15 protein-coding genes and 1 pseudogene are annotated in these 20,627 nt (G+C 40.4%); 10 read left to right on the top strand and 6 right to left on the bottom strand.

What is annotated here, in order from left to right:
• Nucleotides 1–215: 215 nt before the first annotated feature.
• A complete protein-coding gene (fliE, locus tag H1X92_RS14725; RefSeq protein WP_180560847.1) occupies nt 216–527 on the top strand; it encodes a flagellar hook-basal body complex protein FliE in 312 nt (103 codons plus the stop codon).
• 796 nt (nt 528–1,323) lie between these two features.
• On the opposite strand, the gene fliT is transcribed toward fliE, so the two are convergent.
• Genes fliT through fliD form a run of 3 tightly spaced genes read right to left on the bottom strand, consistent with a single transcriptional unit; the run spans nt 1,324 to nt 3,469 of the window.
• Entirely contained in the window at nt 1,324–1,659 is a 336-nt protein-coding gene (gene fliT / locus H1X92_RS14720; protein ID WP_180560846.1) for a flagellar protein FliT, read from the bottom strand.
• Nucleotides 1,649–2,056, bottom strand: a complete 408-nt coding sequence (gene fliS / locus H1X92_RS14715) for a flagellar export chaperone FliS (RefSeq protein WP_180560845.1) — start codon at nt 2,054–2,056, stop codon at nt 1,649–1,651. Before fliS ends, fliT begins: the two co-directional genes overlap by 11 nt.
• A gap of 3 nt (nt 2,057–2,059) precedes the next feature.
• Nucleotides 2,060–3,469 (bottom strand): flagellar filament capping protein FliD, encoded by a 1,410-nt coding sequence (gene fliD, locus H1X92_RS14710; protein ID WP_180560844.1) that lies wholly within the window; start codon nt 3,467–3,469, stop codon nt 2,060–2,062.
• Between the two features lie 177 nt (nt 3,470–3,646).
• Here fliD and H1X92_RS14705 point away from each other — a divergent pair, with 177 nt between their 5' ends.
• From H1X92_RS14705 to fliZ, 5 genes are all read left to right on the top strand, one after another.
• The gene (locus H1X92_RS14705; RefSeq protein WP_180560843.1) at nt 3,647–4,855 is read left to right on the top strand and encodes a FliC/FljB family flagellin; all 1,209 of its coding nucleotides are present in this window, start codon (nt 3,647–3,649) and stop codon (nt 4,853–4,855) included.
• Nucleotides 4,856–5,036: 181 nt separating this feature from the next.
• On the top strand, nt 5,037–6,230 hold the full coding sequence (locus H1X92_RS14700) for a FliC/FljB family flagellin (RefSeq protein WP_180560842.1): 1,194 nt from the start codon (nt 5,037–5,039) through the stop codon (nt 6,228–6,230).
• Nucleotides 6,231–6,363: 133 nt separating this feature from the next.
• Complete coding sequence (locus tag H1X92_RS14695; RefSeq protein ID WP_180560841.1) at nt 6,364–7,584, top strand: flagellin N-terminal helical domain-containing protein; 1,221 nt, start codon at nt 6,364–6,366, stop codon at nt 7,582–7,584.
• Nucleotides 7,585–7,738: 154 nt separating this feature from the next.
• Complete coding sequence (locus H1X92_RS14690; protein ID WP_180560840.1) at nt 7,739–8,461, top strand: RNA polymerase sigma factor FliA; 723 nt, start codon at nt 7,739–7,741, stop codon at nt 8,459–8,461.
• Between the two features lie 47 nt (nt 8,462–8,508).
• A complete protein-coding gene (gene fliZ / locus H1X92_RS14685) occupies nt 8,509–9,024 on the top strand; it encodes a flagella biosynthesis regulatory protein FliZ (protein WP_180560839.1) in 516 nt (171 codons plus the stop codon).
• A 92-nt stretch (nt 9,025–9,116) separates the two neighbouring features.
• On the opposite strand, the pseudogene putA reads toward fliZ, so the two are convergent.
• A pseudogene (gene putA, locus H1X92_RS14680) lies at nt 9,117–13,001 on the bottom strand (trifunctional transcriptional regulator/proline dehydrogenase/L-glutamate gamma-semialdehyde dehydrogenase); the annotation flags it as partial.
• 572 nt (nt 13,002–13,573) lie between these two features.
• On the opposite strand from putA, the gene putP reads away from it, so the two are divergent.
• The gene (gene putP / locus H1X92_RS14675) at nt 13,574–15,061 is read left to right on the top strand and encodes a sodium/proline symporter PutP (RefSeq protein WP_180560838.1); all 1,488 of its coding nucleotides are present in this window, start codon (nt 13,574–13,576) and stop codon (nt 15,059–15,061) included.
• A 202-nt stretch (nt 15,062–15,263) separates the two neighbouring features.
• On the opposite strand, the gene cycA is transcribed toward putP, so the two are convergent.
• Entirely contained in the window at nt 15,264–16,661 is a 1,398-nt protein-coding gene (gene cycA / locus H1X92_RS14670) for a D-serine/D-alanine/glycine transporter (RefSeq protein ID WP_180560837.1), read from the bottom strand.
• Between the two features lie 481 nt (nt 16,662–17,142).
• Between cycA and modA the strand changes: the two genes are divergently transcribed.
• Genes modA through modC form a run of 3 tightly spaced genes read left to right on the top strand, consistent with a single transcriptional unit; the run spans nt 17,143 to nt 19,684 of the window.
• Nucleotides 17,143–17,916 carry a molybdate ABC transporter substrate-binding protein gene (gene modA, locus H1X92_RS14665; protein WP_180561002.1) on the top strand — a complete coding sequence of 258 codons (774 nt, stop codon included), beginning with the start codon at nt 17,143–17,145 and terminating at the stop codon, nt 17,914–17,916.
• A 17-nt stretch (nt 17,917–17,933) separates the two neighbouring features.
• Entirely contained in the window at nt 17,934–18,626 is a 693-nt protein-coding gene (gene modB, locus H1X92_RS14660; RefSeq protein ID WP_180561001.1) for a molybdate ABC transporter permease subunit, read from the top strand.
• Entirely contained in the window at nt 18,620–19,684 is a 1,065-nt protein-coding gene (gene modC, locus H1X92_RS14655) for a molybdenum ABC transporter ATP-binding protein ModC (RefSeq protein ID WP_180560836.1), read from the top strand. The genes modB and modC overlap by 7 nt, the downstream gene beginning before the upstream one ends.
• Before the next feature lie 67 nt (nt 19,685–19,751).
• On the opposite strand, the gene H1X92_RS14650 is transcribed toward modC, so the two are convergent.
• On the bottom strand, nt 19,752–20,570 hold the full coding sequence (locus H1X92_RS14650; protein WP_180560835.1) for a pyridoxal phosphatase: 819 nt from the start codon (nt 20,568–20,570) through the stop codon (nt 19,752–19,754).
• Between the last annotated feature and the right edge of the window lie 57 nt (nt 20,571–20,627).

Below are 20,627 nucleotides of genomic sequence, written 5' to 3'. Positions count from 1 at the left end.
TCCTCATACTGATAAAGTATTTCCAGTTTCATCTTTATATTATCGTTTGTCGTGCCTTGGTTTAATGGCTGAAATAGACTTTTAGTTCGGCGCTAATTGTCGGTTTTGATTTATTTGACTTGTGGTAGGGTTATTTTCCGCTCAGTGCCAAAAGATGAGTTAATACGATGGCACAGATTAGAGAAAGGTATTGGAAAAAATAGGTAGAGGTTTTTATGTCAATTCCAGCCATTCAATCTGTTATCGCGAAAATGACAACAGACATGGTTAGTCAAAATAATATACTGTTAACAGCGACACCGCAATCCGGTTTTGCCAGTCATTTGTTAACTGCGGTGAGTAAAATTAATCAGACCAGGGTGAGTGCGAGTCAGAAAGCACAAGCATTAACCTTGGAAAAACCAGGGGTTGAGCTTAATGATGTGATGGTTGATTTACAAAAGGCCAGTTTATCACTTCAGTTTGGTATTCAGGTGAGAAACAAGCTAGTGGGTGCCTATCAGGAAATCATGAATATGCCAGTTTAAATGAGCTTTTAGTGTAATTAAGCCATGGACAAGTGGCTATCTTGGTTATTATTTGCCGGTAATAAATTTGGTTATGGTAAATAATATCCACTAACTGATAAAAGATAGCCATAATTATCATTGCTAGCGTTTTCGCTGGCAATGTCGGTTATTGATGAAATTATGTTTACTAATAATCTTAAACCTACCTCTTTCAATAATAAATATCGTTATAGTAATCTAGATAACAAAATTAACTAATAATTTTTTATTGTAAGCTATTAAATTTAAAAGTGATTATATGAATATTGGTTTTTGCGGGAAAAAAAACTGATTGAACTTGCAAATCGTGTTGCGTATTTTCTTTTATTAAAATATGACAGACAAAATAAATTAAATAATTATTAATAAAATAAGCAATACTGATAGTTTTAAACTAACAGGCAACTCAAATAATAGTTTAAAAACTGTAATGATATTTTAAATCATCTTTAGCAAAACGGAGCAATAAAATAACTTATTATTCAGGAGAATAAATTATAGCAACAAGCAAAGGAGATTTTTGGAACAGGAAGCAGGGTATAAAGACTTAGGTATTTGCCAAATTTCTAATTCAAAAAGCATGCTGATTTATTATTTCCCCGCAGTAATTTCTGTGTCATTTAACTACCCTGGTATTATGTTTTGGCCGCTTAAGCGGTCTTTTTTAATTGCTTGAACAATATAAAATAGCCTCTGACTAAGTCAATAAAGCACAATTGAGCTTGGTAATTATTAAATAAATAATCAGATTAACAGCAAAAATGGACTAAATTAATTATTCCGTTTCACTGTAACGGAATTGAAGCTGCTGCTGTTGCGCGGTCTGTTTAATTAACACCGCCAGCTCATTCATGCGGCTTTCCATCAATTGGCGGATGGCATTTTCATTGGTTAATATCGTTTGTAATAGTTCAGTCAATTGATGGCATAGCGGCTCAGGTAGATCAGCAATTGAACCTATTGCAGTGACTTGATCAACCGCTTGTTGATAACTATTTTCGCTAATTAATAATTGTTCCCATTGTGCTTGCTGTGCCAGCGATAACATTTGCTGACTAATGGTCAGCAAATGTTGATAAGCACTCAGGAAGGTATGTTGCTCATTGTACATTAGATTTTCTTGCCGGATCATTAAGTTGGTCCCAGGTATCAGCTGAGTCAGTCAATAATTTAATCACATGCTGAATTCTATCAACATTATTATGCAGACTGGCATACAGCAATTCGCGGATCATATAGTCATATAATAGGGTCATATTTTCGCCAATTTCACCGCCTTTTTCCCGATCAATACCGCCATTGAGTCCTTCACCAATAATGGCAATCGCTTTGGAGATAGCGTTGTTTTTTTGTTGAATATTGTTTTGTTCAATAAAAATGACCGCCCGCTTTAAGGCGCTAAGCGCCTCTTTATATAAGATTTGCACCAGTTGATAAGGTGAAGCATTTAAAATTTGGCTTTCAATATCCACTTGCGCATACAAAGTTTCGACAGTTGAGCTATTCATAATTTATTTTGTTAATAGGGCCATTAAGGAGTTACTGCTCTGTTTCATATTGCTGATAGCTTGATCCATCGCGATAAATTTTTTCTGATAACGTTTAAGTGTGGCGGCAATGGTGGTTTGAACACTTTCCATTTTTGTCGCTAACATTTTTTTCTGGTGATTGAGTGATTCAGTGCTTAAATGTAGTGGCCCTTCCAGTTTATCCAGGGTCTTTTTTAAATAATTAAAGGTTTCAGTGGCAAAACCGCTTTTATCGCCAGCACCCATAAAGAACTGTTTAACTTTGGCTGGGCTATCTTTTAGCGCTTCATCCAATTTTTTATCATCAATGGTTATTTTTCCTTCATGATTAAAACCAATACCAAAATGGTTCAAATGATTCATATCGGGCATATCTTGCACATTTAGCGTCAAATCTTTCACTTGGGAAAAGATCATTGCTGATGAGCTGTCGTTTAATAAAATACCGTTGTTAGCCGAAGGTGCTTCACCCGGTTTAGTCGGGATATATTTGGTTTGGCTTTTATAAAAGCTATGTAAACTATTAAAGGCATCAACCCAGCTTTTAATCGCTTTTTTAGTCGGCTCGATATCTTTAGTAATATTGACAGTTTCTGCTATCAGCGCGTTGTTATTGCTGGTATCTTTTTCAGCCGTCTTAATCAATTTAAAGGTCACGCCTTCTGGTGCATCTTTAATCTCATTGGTTTGCCGTTCAATATCAATGCCATTAATTTTTACTTTGGCATTTTGTGCGCTAACGGTTTCAATCATACTATTACTGTTAAAAATAGCATCCAGTGTGCTATCGCCTTGCACCTCAATAGCCATTTTTGCTTCAGTACCGGTTTTCTTTGAAGTCAGGACTAATTGATGCTCACCATCTTTGATTTTTACCAGGCTGGCAGTGACATTACCATCAGTTTTATTGATCGCATCACGGATTTCCAGCAGTGATGTTTGTTCATCGCTCAGTTTAATTTCCAGTGGTTGCTTTTCGCTGTTTTGCTTAATAACTAATATCCGCTCTCGGCCACTGGTAACATTACCGCCCAGTTTTTTCTTAACATCATCAATAGTGTTGGTCTTTAAGGATTGTGCCTGGGCTAATTGTTCAACAATCACCTCATAATTACCGGCTGCTGCCTTCTCATCGGTGGTGACAGCCACGGTTTTATGGTCTTTATTGACAGCAGTGGTTGTGATTTTGTCAAACTTCATCAATGTTTCTGAAGCTTGCTGTAATTTATCTAGTTCAGCACGCAATGCACCATAGGCGCTGATCTGTTTATCGTATTTCTGCTGCTTTTGTTTTAAAGGATTCAGTTTTTGATTCTCAGAGCTTTCTAATTTATCCAGCCATTCGCCAATTGGCATGCCAGATCCTGCACCTAATACTGTCATATTTGACATGATCTTTTCCTCTTCATGTGAGCAAGGTTATCCCTGTTATCGGCACTCACTAAAAAAAGCTGAGTCAATAGACAAAATAAATTTATTGGCTCAAATAATTAAAGAATTAACACCCAGCGACGATAACCAAACCAGCCAAGCGTTTTGGCATTATGAAAAATTAACAAGGAAATTATTATGGCTTTGGTTATTAATACCAATATGTCTGCGCTAAATGCACAGAAAGCACTGAATAAAACACAAGACACCTTAGGTACCACTATTCAACGTCTATCAACTGGCCTACGTATTAACAGCGCTAAAGATGACGCGGCGGGTATGTCAATTGCTAATGGCATGACTTCTAACATTATGGGTATGACGCAAGCTGCGCGTAACGCCAATGATGGTATCTCGCTCGCACAAACCACTGAAGGGGCGTTAGCGCAAGTTAATGATAACCTGCAAGCGATTCGTCGTTTAGCCGTCCAGGCTAGTAACGGCACTAACTCAGCCAGCGATATTGCTACACTGCAAAATGAAGTTAAACAGCGTTTAGACGAAATCAACCGTATCTCTGAGCAGACTGATTTTAACGGCACTAAAGTATTAAGTTCCAATGCAATGAAAACCATCCAAATCGGTGCCAATTACGGTGAAACGATAGAGATCGCATTAGAGAAAATTACTTCTGGTGAGTTAAAAATCGAAGAAGTGAATTTAAATATTTTTGCTAAGTCTTATGCTGATTATGCTACTGCAGATGCATCAACAACTGATATTTCTGCAACGGCTAACGATCCAATTTATGCAGCGGCAGCGAATAAATTAGTTGATGCGGATATTAAAATTGTTGCTGGTGGAGCAGGGCAAAGTGGTATTGCAGTAGGCGCAATCGGCGCTAATAAACTACATCAAAAAATTGATGCCGCTACCGGTAAAGCTATTGATGGTCAATTTGTGATCAAGAAAGATGGTTCTGGTGAAGTTTATGATGTGAATTTGACATTTAAAGTCACTGGTACGGGTAATAATACTAAACAAGAAGTTGAAGTTACTGTTCGTGATGAAGTTAAAGATGCACAAGATGGTGCTGTTGATACTAAAGTGGCTCGTGCTGGTATGTTAAGTGACGATAAAGTTCTTAGCAGCCTGGATGATGCTTTGACTAGCGTTTCTGCCCTACGTAGTTCATTAGGTGCGATGCAAAACCGCTTTGAAGCAGCGGTAGAGAACCTGAACAACACTATCAACAATCTATCTTCTGCGCGTAGCCGTATTCAGGATGCTGACTTTGCTGACGAAGTTTCTCGTTTAAGCAACGGTCAGATCCTGCAACAGGCGGGCACTACGGTATTGGCGATGGCTAACCAGTCTACTCAGTCAGTACTCTCTTTGCTGCGTTAATGTCAGCGATAAACTAATTAGTCAATTTATTATTTTACTTTGCCGGCCTAGTGCCGGCTTTTTTGTCGCTATTAGTAGCGAAAATATAGCAAATGGTGCTCAAGTTTAGCGTGGATGGGCCGATAAAGATAATCAGCCAGGCAAACTGGCGATCAATAAAAACTGAAATAAAGGAACAATTATGGCTCTGGTTATTAATACCAATATGTCTGCGCTAAATGCACAGAAAGCACTAAATAAAACCCAAGACACCTTAGGTACCACTATTCAACGTCTATCAACTGGCCTACGCATTAATAGCGCTAAAGATGACGCGGCGGGTATGTCAATTGCTAATGGCATGACTTCTAACATTATGGGTATGACACAAGCTGCGCGTAATGCCAATGATGGTATCTCGCTCGCACAAACCACTGAAGGGGCGTTAGCGCAAGTTAATGATAACCTGCAAGCGATCCGTCGTTTAGCGGTACAGGCTAGTAACGGCACTAACTCTGCCAGCGATATTGCTACACTGCAAAATGAAGTCAAACAGCGTTTAGACGAAATCAACCGTATCTCTGAGCAGACTGATTTTAACGGCACTAAAGTATTAAGTGCCAATGCGATGAAAACTATCCAAATCGGTGCCAATTACGGTGAAACGATTGAGATCGCATTAGAGAAAATTACTTCTGGTGAGTTAAAAATTGAAGAAGTGAATTTAAATATTTTTGCTAAGTCTTATGCTGATTATGCTACTGCAGCAACTTCATCGGCAGATATTGGTAAGGATGCAAACCTTTCATTCCCAGCGTCAGCAACTAAAGCTTTGATTGATGATAATGTTAAAATTGGTGGTACTACAAAACTAACTGGTACGCAGAAATTACATCAAAAAATTGATGCCGCTACTGGTAAAGCGGTTGATGGCCAATATGTGTTAGTGGATACAACAACGGCTAATGCAACTAAAGTTCATGAAGTGACATTAACAACTAAAGCGGTTGGTACTAATGGTGAGGATAAAGCGGTAGATGTAACTCTCGGTAAAGAGATCACTGCCGATGCAGTTGCCGGTGCTGTCGATACTAAAGTGGCTCGTGCTGGTATGTTAAGTGACGATAAAGTCCTTAGCAGCCTGGATGATGCTTTGACTAGCGTTTCTGCCCTACGTAGTTCATTAGGTGCGATGCAAAACCGCTTTGAAGCAGCGGTAGAGAACCTGAATAACACTATCAACAATCTATCTTCTGCGCGCAGCCGTATTCAGGATGCTGACTTTGCTGACGAAGTTTCTCGTTTGAGCAACGGTCAGATCCTGCAACAAGCGGGCACTACGGTATTGGCGATGGCTAATCAGTCTACTCAGTCAGTACTTTCTCTACTACGTTAATTGCTTTATTTAACCACTATTCTGGTGGTTTTTTTACTGGCCGGCTTTGCCGGCCAAAGTTATAAAATAGCGATGGATATTAGCTACAGCAATATTAATTATCATTATTATTATCTGAATGAATAAAAACAGTATGGCATTTGTCACCAATATCAATCATGCAGCGCGCTTTGCTAAACGAGCACTGAATAATCAGCAACAGAGCCTGACAACCACTATCCAGCGTTTAGCGACTGGACTGCGCATTAACAGTGCTAAAGATGATGCCGCTGGGTTATCGATTGCTAATGGTATCAGCAGCAATATTGTTAGTTTATCACAAGCGGCACGTAACACGCATGATGGCATCTCCTTGCTGCAAACCACCGAAGGGGGGTTAAGTCAGATGAGCGATAACCTACATGCCATTCGGCGCTTGGCAGTGCAAGCATTAAATGATACTAACTCTGATCAGGATATCAAAACTTTACAACAGGAAGTCGATCAGCGGTTAGCTGAAATTGATCGTATTGCTGAGCAAACCAATTTTAATGGCATTAAGGTATTCGCCAGACAGGCCAAAACCTTGTTGCAGGTTGGCGCCAATTATGGCGATACGATCGAAATCGGTGGCCAAGTAATAAGTACTAAGGCGTTAGCAATAGACGATTTGGATTTAACTAATCGCTCCAATAGTACTAGCCAACCAACTAATCCGCTGAATCCAATACCCGGCACGCAAGCTTATTCTGATTATCATATTAACCCCGCTTCACTAAGTGATATTAATCGGGATTTATTGGCGGCAGGTCATATCACGCAGCCTTTGGCTGTAACCGATATAAAAATTCGTGGCACTAATGTGTCGAATTTAAGCAGAAATGCAGTTTTTGGTCGAGACTTTAATTTACATCAAAAAATAGATAATACCACCGGCCAACTAATTGCCTCTGAATATATGCTAATAACGGCAAATGGTGATCGTTATGATATGACAACCTCATTTAATTCCACATCAATGCATATTTGGCTGAGTGGTCATGTGACTAGTGGCATACCAGGATTACCAGGAGTTCTGTTGCAACCAACGCCAGCGACTAATGACAATATCTTAACCCGCATCGATAAGGCCTTAGCCCAAATCAATAGTTATCGCAGTTCTCTTGGTGCAACGGAAAATCGGCTGGCAGCCACCATTGATAATTTAGCCAATACCACTAACCACTTACAGGCTGCCCGTAGCCGTATTCAGGATGCTGATTTTGCCTACGAGGTGGCCAATTTAACTAAAACCCAGCTTTTACAACAGATGGGTTCCTCGGTCTTAAAGTTGGCCAATCAATCAGCGCAAGAGGTACTAACCTTATTACGCTAACCTTTCTTTAATTATAGATTTGCCACTTTAGCAATTTATGCGGTTAAAAATCGTCGCTAAGTAAAAAACGGCCATTTTTTATCGCTATTTTCGCCATTATCTTAAATTTAATTTCGGATAATAAGCGCCAGTTGATAACTGACAGGTGCTTACGGTGAATGATCTCTATACCCAGGATGGGGTGATTGAAAAAGATGTGCTATGGGAGCGTTATATTCCCTTAGTACGCCATGAGGCATTAAAATTGCAAGTGAGATTACCCGCTAGCGTGGAACTAGATGATTTAGTTCAGGCGGGTGGTATAGGTTTGCTGGATGCATTAGAGCGGTTTGATGCCAGCCAAGGCACCGCTTTTACCACCTATGCGGTACAACGCGTGCGTGGTGCAATGTTAGATGAGTTACGCGCTCGCGATTGGGTGCCTCGTAGTGTGCGTCGTCAGGCGCGAGAAGCGACCAAAGTTATGCAGCAGCTTGAGCAAGCGTTAGGCCGGCCAGCGACCGAACAGGAGATCGCTGATAAGTTGCACATTGGTCTGCTGGAGTATCAACAGCTACTGCAGGATACCAATAATAGTCAGTTATGCTCGTATGATGAGTGGCATGAAGTGCATGGTGAAAGCTGCGAACCAATTATTGAGGTTGACGACGAGCGAAATCCGCTGCAAACTTTAATAGCAACTGATATTCGCAAAAATATTATAAAGGCGATAGAATGTTTGCCTGAAAGGGAAAAAATGGTTTTGACGCTCTATTATCAAGAAGATCTGAACCTGAAAGAAATAGGCGCCGTGTTGAATGTGGGGGAATCCCGCGTCAGCCAGCTACATAGCCAGGCGATAAAACGGCTACGAGCGCGCTTAAATTCAGATAAATAATATTTTTTATTTTTTTGTTTACGATTTACACACAGGGCTTATCTAATATGTCTGTTTCTAACCAAAAGAAGCGGCCGCTGAGCCGTTATATTAAAGACTATAAACATAGTCAAATTCATTGCGCGCACTGTAACAAAACCCTTGATCGGATTTCATTAGTATTTAATGATCAAATTCTGAATAAAGAAGCAATTTCAGCCATGAACGAGCTGGTTGATGGTCAGGCATGGGCAGAATTACAGCATAAATTTACTGCGTTATGTCGTTTTTGTAGTGAGATATATTGTAATAGTGATACCGGCTATTTTGATATTATGTCCTTTAAACAGTATTTATTTAAAGAGACAGAGATGAGCCATAGCACGGTGCGTGAATATGTGGTGCGCTTGCGTCGCCTGGATGAGTTGTTAAGTGAAGCGCAATTTCCTGTCAATGAAGTGGTGATTGAAAAAATTCAAGCGCAGATGCAGGATAAAATGACTGAGTCGGCCTTTAGTAATTACAACATTGCGTTGCGTAAATATGAGCAGTTTCTTAACTGGCAGGCTAACCATTTGGCCTAATACGGCGATGAATCGCAACTGAATGCTTTCATAGTGATTAGATAAATAAGGCCTTAGCGAATCGCTAAGGCCTTATTGTTTGAAGGAAAAAATTATTCAAGCGTCATTAAACTGGCATTGCCGCCGGCTGCTGCGGTATTGATACTGACGACGCGCTCATGGACTAAACGCTCAAGTAATAACTGACTGTCACCGGGTCGGTATCCTTGTACGGAAATAATTGGCCCATCACGCTCAGCCACGAGGCTACAAATGGTTTGTAACTGCTGGCAATCGCCATGAAAAATAACCGCATCAAATTGGCAGTCAACATGTTGCCAGTTATCCGTCAGGGTGATCACTTGATTGACCAATTCAGGCAAAGTCGCATGCAGTTGCTGTTGCATAGCATCATTGGGCCATAAGACTTGACATCCCATGGCTAACACCGCTGCCAGTTGCAGCAGGGCGTCTGATTGGCTTTCAGCCAAACACAGGATCCGCCCGCGCGGCACTAGACTATAACTATTATACTCGCCAGTTGGGCCAGCTAATTGATAGTTAATCCCGCTATGGGGTAATTGTTGATAGTGGAGAATAACGCTATTTAGTAATTGATTATGCTGTTTTTTCGCCCAATCAGCGAAGGCATCAAATGGCGTTAATTGAGCTAATGGGGGTTGGCCACTGGTTAATGGAGAGGGATTATCTGGCTGCTTGAACACTTTCTCAATAACGCTATCTGGCCGCTGGCTGAGCAATCGATAGAGATAGAGTGGGCCACCGGCTTTTGGCCCGGTACCGGATAACCCTTCACCGCCAAAGGGTTGTACACCAACCACGGCACCGACCATATTGCGGTTAACATAAATATTACCTACTTTTGCCGTCTGGCTAACATAAGCAATGGTTTCATCAATGCGGGTATGCAGGCCTAAAGTTAAACCATAACCTGAGTCATTAATTTGTTTGATCAGCCGTGTTAATTGATGCCGTTTAAAGCGCAAAACATGCAGTACGGGGCCAAAAATTTCCTTTTTTAGTTCGTCAAAATGGTCGATTTCAATTAAGGTGGGGCGGACAAAAGTGCCTTGTTGCCATTGATTATCATCCGCTTGGCTAGGTTGTTCAACCTGATAAATCCTTTTACCCGCTTGTCGCATTTTTTCAATATGCTGCTCAATATTCTGTTGTGCCTCGCGATCAATGACCGGGCCAATGTCCGTCTCTAGCAGAGTCGGATCACCGATCCGGTATTCGGCCATCGCACCGGTTAACATAGCCAGCGTGCGTTCAGCGATTTCTTCTTGCAGGCAAAGAATACGTAAGGCGGAGCAGCGTTGGCCGGCACTATCGAAGGCTGAGATGATAACATCATGGACAACTTGTTCAGTGAGAGCCGATGAATCAACGATCATGGCATTTAAACCACCGGTTTCGGCAATCAGTGGAATGGGCTGTTGCTGAGCATTGAGTCGATTGGCAAGATTGCGCTGGATCAGTTTGGCCACACAGGTTGAACCGGTAAATAACACCCCCGCCGTCCGTTGGTCACTAATCAATTTTGTGCCCACTTGCTCGCCTTGGCCAGGCAGCAACTGGAGCACATCACGTGGTATACCTGCTTGATGCAATAATTCGACGCCCAGCATCGCGATAATGGGTGTTTGTTCTGCCGGTTTGGCCAGTACGCAATTACCGCTAGCTAAAGCCGCAGCAATTTGACCGCTAAAAATAGCCAGCGGAAAATTCCATGGACTAATGCAAACCACCACACCCAGTGGAGAATAAGTTTCATTATTGAAATTTTCACTGATCTGCAAAGCGTAGTAACGCAGAAAATCAATGGCTTCGCGCACTTCAGCAATGGCATTACTATAGGTTTTGCCCGCTTCACGGATCAATACGCCAATTAAACGGGAAAATTGCTGCTCCATTAGGCTAGCTGCTTGTTGCAAAATGGCCGCTCGTTGTTCAACTGGTAGTGTCGCCCAGCTAGTGGCAGCGTTAGTGGCCACTTCCAGTGCATGCTCTAGATCGCTCATAGTCGCTTCATGAACATAGCCGACAATATCGCTATGATTGGCTGGATTAGTGATCGGTAGCCGAGCTGAAATTTCATACTGTGAATGATGTTTGCCGCCGAGTAAAGGTTTAACCTGATAACAGCGTGGAGTGGCTAGTAAGGTCTGCGACAGGGCCGCTAGGTGATGCTCATTGGTTAGATCAATACCAATCGCATTGAGGCGCTTTTAGCCATAAAGTGCGCGAGGCAGCGGGATTTGTGGGTGAGGTAAACCCAATTGGCCTTCTGTTTCAGCCGCTGATAGCACCTCTTGCACTGGATCGGCTAGCAGTTTATCTAATGGGATCTGATGATTGGCAATCCGATTAACAAAAGAAGTATTAGCGCCATTTTCCAGTAAGCGACGCACCAAATAAGCGAGTAAGGTTTCATGACTACCAACTGGTGCATAGATGCGGCAAGGACGATTAAGTTTACCCTCGGCGATTGAACCGACAACTTGTTGATAGAGAGATTCGCCCATGCCATGTAAACATTGAAATTCATATTGACCCGGATAATAATTTTCGCCAGCCAGATAATAAATACTGGCTAAGGTATGGGCATTATGGGTAGCAAATTGCGGATAAATTAAATTAGGCACTGACAGCAGTTTTCTGGCACAAGCCAGATAGCTGACATCAGTATAAATTTTTTTGTTATAGACCGGGTAACCTTCAAGACCATCTATTTGCGCGCGTTTAATTTCACTATCCCAATAAGCGCCTTTTACCAAACGGATCATCAAACGGTGCTGACTGCGTTGCGCTAAATCGATAATTTCGTCGATAACATATGGGCAGCGCTTCTGATAGGCCTGAATAACAAAGCCAATGCCATTCCAGCCAGCCAGTTGTGGCTCGAAACACAGTTTTTTCAGTAAGTCGAGGGAAATTTCCAGCCTATCAGCTTCCTCAGCATCAATATTAATGCCGATATCATAATGGCGTGCTTGTAAAGTTAATGTTAATAAACGAGGATAGAGTTCATCCATCACACGTTGATATTGCGCTCGACAATAGCGCGGATGGAGCGCTGATAGTTTAATGGAAATACCGGCACTGGCATAAATACTTTTGCCGCTGGAAGCCTTACCAATCGCATCGATCGCTTGTTGATAAGCAGCCATATAGGTTTTAGCATCTTCAGCGGTTAGGGCGGCTTCGCCTAACATATCATAAGAGTAGCTAAAACCTTTATTTTCCATTTTTTGGGCATTACTCAGTGCTTGTGTGATGGTTTCACCAGTGACAAATTGTTCACCCATTAGCCGCATTCCCATATTTACAGCTTGACGAATAATGGGTTCACCATTTTTACTAATGATACGGTTAAGGGCGCTGGCAAGTTTAGTTTCATTATGACTGGTAACTAATTTACCGGTAAATAGCAAACCCCAGGTAGCGGCATTAACAAATAATGACGAACTTTGTCCAATATGTGACTGCCAGTCACCCCGACTAATTTTGTCGCGGATCAAGCTATCACGGGTAGCTTTATCTGGGATCCGCAGCAGTGCTTCGGCCAGACACATAAGCGCAATTCCTTCTTGCGAGGAGAGGGCAAATTGTTGTAATAGGCTCTGGACTAAACTTGAGCGGCCAAGACTATTTTTTTGTTCGCGTAGATTTTTAGCTAGCTGATAGGCTAGTTGATATACCGCCTCGCTTTCTGCTAGCTGGGCTTGTTTTAGCAATAGCGGTAATAACTGTGTTTCAGGTAATCGATAAGCTGCAGTAATTGCCGAGCGTTTGGCTGATTGCGGTAAAATATGCGCGGCAAAATTTAAAAAAAGGGGATGATCGGTTTTAGAGCATATCGAGGGTTCGCGGGATGAGTTTGCTTTTTCATTAACTTTGGTTGCCGGGAATTGAACCATAGTTTCCTCATTATCAAAGTGTCTAAGATAATTAAATGTTGCCTGTTCTGTTAACTAATCGATGTCAGATCCAGGCGTTATAAAGTTTATTTCGCTACTTCTCTGATTACTTTATCAACAATAAGAATGACTGCAATGATTGCGCAATTCATTCTTGTTCTTTTGATGATTGTTAGAAGTCGGTAATTTAACAATATCCTTTATGTTTTAATTTGGTGCAATATTGTTAACTGATGAAAGTGTTAGAAATGTGAAATAAATCTATTTTTGTATTAATTAAAATAGATTTTATTATAAGTATTGTTATATCTTTCTGAAACATAAATAAATAAAAAAAGATCAAAGTAAATAATAAAATAATTATTTTATTAAAATATAATCAAACAAATTAACATTTGTGGGTTATTCACTGTGTTTTGCAATATAACGATTAAATTGTCGTTGTTTTGTGTTTCATCAATTGTGTTGCGTACCTTTTTACGCAAAATTAAATTTCAAGATAAACAGGAAAATAAAAAGTCAGTTTATTTGTTAAAGATTGGTTTTATTTAGGTTAAAGCAAATTGATAACAATATGCCTGCATACTGACTAAAACTAAAAAGAGAAAAACAATGGAGAGGGACAGATGATATTAAGCTATCCAATGATAATTATGTTTGTGGTTTATATTTTTGTTATGTTGCTAATTGGTTTTTGCGCATATCGTTCAACAACCAGCTTTGATGATTACATTTTAGGCGGACGTCGTTTAGGTGGGGTAGTAACGGCGCTGTCTGCTGGCGCATCAGATATGAGTGGTTGGTTATTAATGGGCTTACCCGGTGCAATTTTTCTAAGTGGCATAGCGGAAAGTTGGATTGCTATTGGTTTATCATTAGGCGCTTATTTAAATTGGCGATTAGTTGCTGGACGATTACGTATTCAAACGGAAAATAATCATAATTCGCTGACATTGCCAGACTATTTTACCAGCCGTTTTGAAGATAAAAGCAAAATGTTACGTATCGTTTCAGCTTTTGTGATCCTAATTTTTTTTACTATCTATTGTGCTTCCGGTGTCGTTGCCGGTGGACTACTTTTTGAAAATACTTTTGGTATTAGCTATCAACAAGCCATGTGGTTAGGTGCATTAGCTACGATTATATATACTTTTTTGGGTGGCTTTTTAGCGGTTAGTTGGACGGATACGGTACAAGCTACTTTAATGATTTTTGCCTTGTTATTAACCCCGCTAATGGTGATTTTTGCTGTCGGTGGTTCGGACAGCGCGCTAACAGTAATTAACAATAAAGATCCGGCTTACCTAGATATGTTTAAAGAATTAAATTTTGTCGCCATTATTTCCTTACTAGGATGGGGCTTAGGCTATTTTGGTCAACCACATATATTGGCGCGTTTTATGGCAGCCGATTCAGCGCAGACCATCACGCGGGCACGACGTATTAGTATGACTTGGATGATACTCTGTTTAGCGGGCACGATTGCCGTGGGTTTTTTTGGTATTGCTTATTTTGATCTGCATCCTGCCGTTGCCGGAGCGGTTATAGCTAATCCGGAACGGATATTTATGGAATTAGCCACTATTTTATTTAATCCTTGGTTGGCGGGAATATTGCTATCGGCCATTTTGGCGGCCGTGATGAGTACCTTAAGTTGTCAATTATTAGTTTGTGCTAGTGCATTGACTGAAGATCTCTATAAGCCCTTTATCAGACCGAATGCTCGCCAACGAGAGTTAGTGTGGGTTGGTCGTGCGATGGTGTTAGTTGTGGCGGCTATAGCAATTTTTATTGCTCGTGATCCCAATAATAAAGTGTTGGTTTTGGTTAGCAACGCCTGGGCGGGTTTTGGTGCGGCCTTTGGCCCGGTGATCTTAATTTCTGTGTTGTGGCAACGCATGAATCGCTACGGTGCCTTGGCGGGTATGCTGGTCGGCGCTTTGACGGTGTTAATCTGGATGCAATATAAGTGGTTTGTTTTGTATGAAATTATTCCCGGTTTTATTTTTGCTTCACTCGCCATTGTGATCGTTAGCCTATTAACTACTGCGCCTAGTCAAAGTGCAGTGAAACGTTTTGTTAAAGCGGAGGCCGAGTATAAGGCTAGCCAATAACTAGCCGGCGACTGCTGATTTATTAGTTGGTATCCGATGGTTTAATCTAGGATTTATGCACTATTAGCTTTAGTCAATTATTTTTTATTAACTAAATCCACCCAAATTATTTAGCGGCTCGGGTGTAGTGGCGTTTTAACCTACATAAGTCTTACCAATTAATTTGAATAATGGTGGTTTTATTAAAACCACCATTATTCATTTAATTAGCTGCAGATTTACCTTTTTTAGCAATTTGATAACCAATAAACAACATAACAAACCAAACCGGTACTGCCAACAGTGCCTGGCGAGTATCTGGTTCGAAGGTCAGCAATATTAAAACAAAAACAAAAAATAACAGACAGACCCAAGACATAAAGATCCCGGCTGGCATTTTATAAATCGAAGTTTGATGTCGATCAGGCTGTTTTTTGCGATAAGCCAAATAAGCGCACAGGATCATACTCCAGATAAACATAAAAAGAATGGCTGCAACGGTAGTAATAAGGACAAAAACGCGCATAACATCGGGAATAAAATAGATCAATACCACCGCCAAACTGAGACAGCAGCAGGTAAAATATAATCCCTTAACCGGTACCGATTTGTTCGATAATTGACTAAATTGCCTGGGGGCATTTGCTTCCTTGGCTAGGCCAAATAACATACGGCTGGTGGAAAAGACGCCACTATTAGTAGAGGAAGCGGCTGAAGTTAGCACCACAAAGTTGACAATACTCGCGGCGGCCGGCACCCCAATTAGAACAAAAAGCTCGACGAATGGGCTTTTATCGGCAGCAATCTCACGCCAGGGCGTGACCGACATAATAATCACTAAAGAAAGAACATAAAAGGCGATGAATCTAAATGGAATGGCATTAATCGCTTTTGGCAACACACGATTTGGATCCCGCGTTTCAGCCGCGGTGGCGCCAACAATTTCAATACCCACAAAAGAGAAGATCGCTAATTGGAAACCGGCAAAAAAACCGTTAATACCCATTGGAAAGATGCCATCATTCCAGAGGTGGCTAAAGGAGGCAATATGTCCGCTAGGCGTTGTGAAGCCGATGATGACTAATACTAAGCCAATCAGAATAAGAAAAATAATGGCAATAATTTTGATAATAGCAAACCAAAATTCTGTTTCACCAAATAAGGACACTGAGACTAAATTAAGTGTTAATAACATCAGTATGCAAAGTAACGAGGTCAGCCAGGGCGGAAAATCAGGTGCCCAATAGCCAATATAGGCAGTAATAGCAACAATTTCTGCAATAGCGGTGATCACCCAACAAAACCAATAAGTCCAGCCAACGAAAAAGCCGGCCCATGGTCCTAATAGTTCAGCACAAAAATCACTAAAGGATTTATATTTTAAATTCGAAAGCAGTAATTCCCCCATGGCGCGCATCACGAAAAACAAGACAAACCCAATAATTAAATAAATAATTATAAGGGATGGGCCAGCTAAAGAAATGGCTTTGCCTGAGCCCATAAATAATCCGGTTCCTATGGCACCACCAATAGCGATCAATTGAATGTGGCGATTTTGTAAACCTCGCTTGAGTTGTCCTTGATCTATGTTTACTGTCGATGATAATGGTTTGTCATTCATAGATTGTCCAATGTTGTTTTATTTTATTCAGGGAGGGTTAACTGATTACCATTTTTAAAGATATCATTATTTAACTTAAGGTGACACAATTATAGCAACAATAGCTGGTAATATTTGATTTAATTAAATGGTTATCAAATTATTGATGGTGAATATTTTATATTTAATCATAAAGATATTTTGTATAAATAATTTTATTTTAATGATAAGAAAAATAACCGATCTTTTATCAACTAATTCCACTAATTGAAAATCGAATATGATTTTTTCATTAACTATCAATATGATATAATTATTTTTATTTTGTCGTTAATTATCTTTTAACAAAAGATGTTTAGCAATTGTTATTCCATTCATTTATTCTATTTAGCACTATTTTTAACTAACGAAAACAATCTAATTTTATCGATATCATACGACTTTCTTTATTCGTTATATCCTGATATATATAACGATAAAAATAATGAAAAAGGGATTAATGATGAAAAAATATATTGCTAAGTTAGTGACAGCAGTAGCACTTTTTTGTTTGGTCAGTGGATCAAATTGGGCAGCGGAAAATAAAATCACTGTTTTTGCTGCCGCGTCGTTAACCAATGCATTAAATGATATCGTAACGCAATATGAAAAAGATCATAACATTAAAATTATTGCTTCTTATGCTTCATCTTCAACGTTAGCCAGACAAATTGAACAGGGAGCTCCTGCGGATATTTTTATTTCCGCCGATCAGCAGTGGATGGATTATGTGCAACAGAAACAACTTATTGTTAATGCCAGTCGCTATACTTTGTTAGGCAATAATTTAGTCCTTATCGCGCCAATAAATTCAAAATTAAAACAGGTCACGATTAATAAAAATACCGATTGGCGCCAACTTGCCAATGGTGAACGAATTGCTGTGGGTGACCCTGATCATGTGCCAGTTGGTATCTATGCTAAACAGGCACTAATGGCTTTAGGCGCCTGGAAAACTGTCAATACTCTGTTAGCCAGAACCAATAATGTCCGTAGTGGCATGGCATTAGTTGAGCTGAATGAAGCACCGCTAGGCATTGTGTATGGCTCTGATGCTGGAGTGAGTCAAAAGGTGAAAGTGGTAGGCATATTCCCAACTACCAGTTATAAAAAGATCGAATATCCAATGGCGATCGTCAAAAATCAGCAAACTAATAAGGTTAACGATTTTTTTGCTTATTTGAAAACACCTGCAGCGGCGGCAATATTTACGCATTATGGTTTTAATCCATTATAGGAAATTAATTTTTGCATATGTTAAGTGAATATGAGTGGCAAGCTATTATTCTGAGCTCAAAAGTATCGGGTGTTGCCGTATTGGTGAGTTTACCTTTTGGCATATTAATGGCCTGGATTTTGGTGCGTTGCCGTTTTCCCGGCAGAACATTACTTGATAGTCTGATCCATTTACCTTTAGTATTACCACCGGTAGTGGTAGGGTATCTACTTTTGCTATCATTTGGTCGCCATGGGGTAATCGGTGCATGGCTATATCATTGGTTTGGATTTAGTTTTACCTTTAGTTGGCGAGGTGCGGCTTTAGCCTCTACCATTATCGCTTTTCCATTGATGGTTAGAGCAATAAGATTAGCATTAGAAGGCGTTGACCGCCGTCTTGAACAAGCAGCTCGAACATTGGGAGCTAATCCATGGCGGGTTTTTTTTACCATTACGCTACCATTAATTTTACCAGGAATTATTGTTGGTATGGTTTTGGCTTTTGCTCGTTCATTAGGTGAATTTGGCGCCACGATTACATTCGTGTCTAATATTCCAGGTGAAACAAGAACCATTCCATTAGCTATGTATACACTGATTGAGACCCCAGGCGCGGAAATAGCCGCTGCTCGCTTATGTATTATTGCTATCATTTTAGCCTTGCTATCGTTACTCCTGTCTGAATGGTTAACCCGTTGTGGCAGAAAACGTTTGGAGGCAATATGTTAGCGTTGCGGCTGCAACAGCAGCTAGGCGATTTGTCTGTCAATGTTGATACCATACTTTCAACTCAAGGGATCACCGCCATTTTTGGTGTTTCCGGTGTTGGTAAAACCTCCTTGATCAACTTGATCGGCGGGCTTAGTAAACCCGATAAAGGACAAATTATTTTTAATGATCGTGTTTTAGTTGATACGGATAAAGGTCTGTTTGTACCGGCACAAATGCGTAAAATGGGCTACGTTTTTCAAGATGCGCGCCTTTTTCCACATTATAGCGTTAAAGGTAATCTGCAATACGGTATGGCCAAAGCAATGAAATCACACTTTGATGATATTGTTCAGTTGCTTGGAATTGAAAAATTATTGCCGCGCTTGCCAGTTATGTTGTCAGGTGGTGAAAAACAACGCGTCGCAATTGGCCGCGCCTTATTAACCGCACCTGAATTACTATTAATGGATGAACCGTTAGCTTCGTTAGATTTACCACGTAAAAGAGAGTTACTTCCCTATTTAGAAAAGTTATCGCAAGATATCCAAATTCCTATTCTCTATGTTAGTCATAATCTGGATGAAATAGTCCGGCTGGCTGATAATGTAATTGTTATGTCAGCGGGTAAAATTGAAGCTGTCGCGCCGTTAGCCGATATTTGGTCAAGTAGTGTTTTACGCCCTTGGTTACAAGCTGATGCATTAAGTAGTATTTTAAACGTTAAGGTAATAGAGCATCATAGCCATTATGCTATGACGTCGGTGGCTCTATCGGATCAAGTGTTGTGGCTTCCCCAGTTGCAATTTCAATCAGGAGCAGCGGTTCGCATTCGTATTGATGCGGCAGATGTCTCTTTAACATTAAATAAACCAACGCAAACGACTATTCGTAATATATTAAGAGCAAAAGTTGTGGAGTGTATTGATGGATCAGAGCAAGTGGATGTCAAATTAGCAATAGATAGCCACTTTATTTGGGCAAGGATCACGCGCTGGGCAAAAGAGGAACTAGAAATAAAGCCGGATAAATGGGTTTATGCCCAAGTTAAGAGTCTGTCGCTAACTCGTCGGCTTTAAATCTATTGATTAAGCAATGCTTGTTAACAAAGGTTGTTGGGCAGTAGCACAAATAGCTTTACAGCCTTTATAGCACATATTTTTGTATCACTTCAGCAATTCCAGGGGCGGTATTTTGCTCGGTAATTATATCGGCATATTTTTTCACTTCATCACAACTATTACCCATTGCCACGCCGAGACCAGCGGCAGTTAGCATGCTGACATCGTTGAAATTATCACCAAAAGCAATGACTTCTTTCATCGTTAAGCCTTGTGATTCGACCCAACGTTGTAAACGCACACCTTTACTGTTACCTTTTTTAGCAATATCAACTTGATCAAACCATGACCATTCACAAGCCAGCTCCAGTTCCTGCTGAATAGTTTGGCTAAAAACGCGTAATTTGTCGATATCTGGCGTACAAGTGGCAAATTTCCAAATAGCGTTGACCTGTTGGATTGCCGTGTTGAAATTATCAATTTTATGGATATTGGGGCGTTGATTTTTAGGTAAGGAATTTGCCCACTTCAAAGTGCGTTTAATAGCATCATTATGTTGTTGATATAGCATGGCATCATCCACATACATCAAGTGGTTGATATCAGTACCTTGTAAATGCGCAACCACTTTAGTCGCTTCTTCAGCCGATAACGGATCCGATTCCAGTACTTTTTTAGCCTGATAGTCGTAGAGATAAGTCCCATTACAACAAATTGCCGGGGTGTCTAAGTCTAGTGCTTGATAAAATGGGTGAATAGCAACATGATGGCGACCGGTAGCAATAATAACTTTGATCCCTTGACGACGAGCTTGGTTTATAGCGGCTAAGGATTGTGGCAAGATCTGCTTGTTAGGATCTAATAGGGTACCATCAAGATCTAATGCGATGACGCGATATGACATAAATCAGCCTCATAAAACAGATTAAATAGTGATTTAGTATTTAATCTGTACAGTAAT

This window comes from Arsenophonus endosymbiont of Apis mellifera (assembly GCF_903968575.1).
Lineage (GTDB): Bacteria > Pseudomonadota > Gammaproteobacteria > Enterobacterales > Enterobacteriaceae > Arsenophonus > Arsenophonus apicola.
The sequence above is the reverse complement of the archived record's forward strand: the minus strand, read 5'-3'. Positions and strand labels throughout refer to the sequence as shown.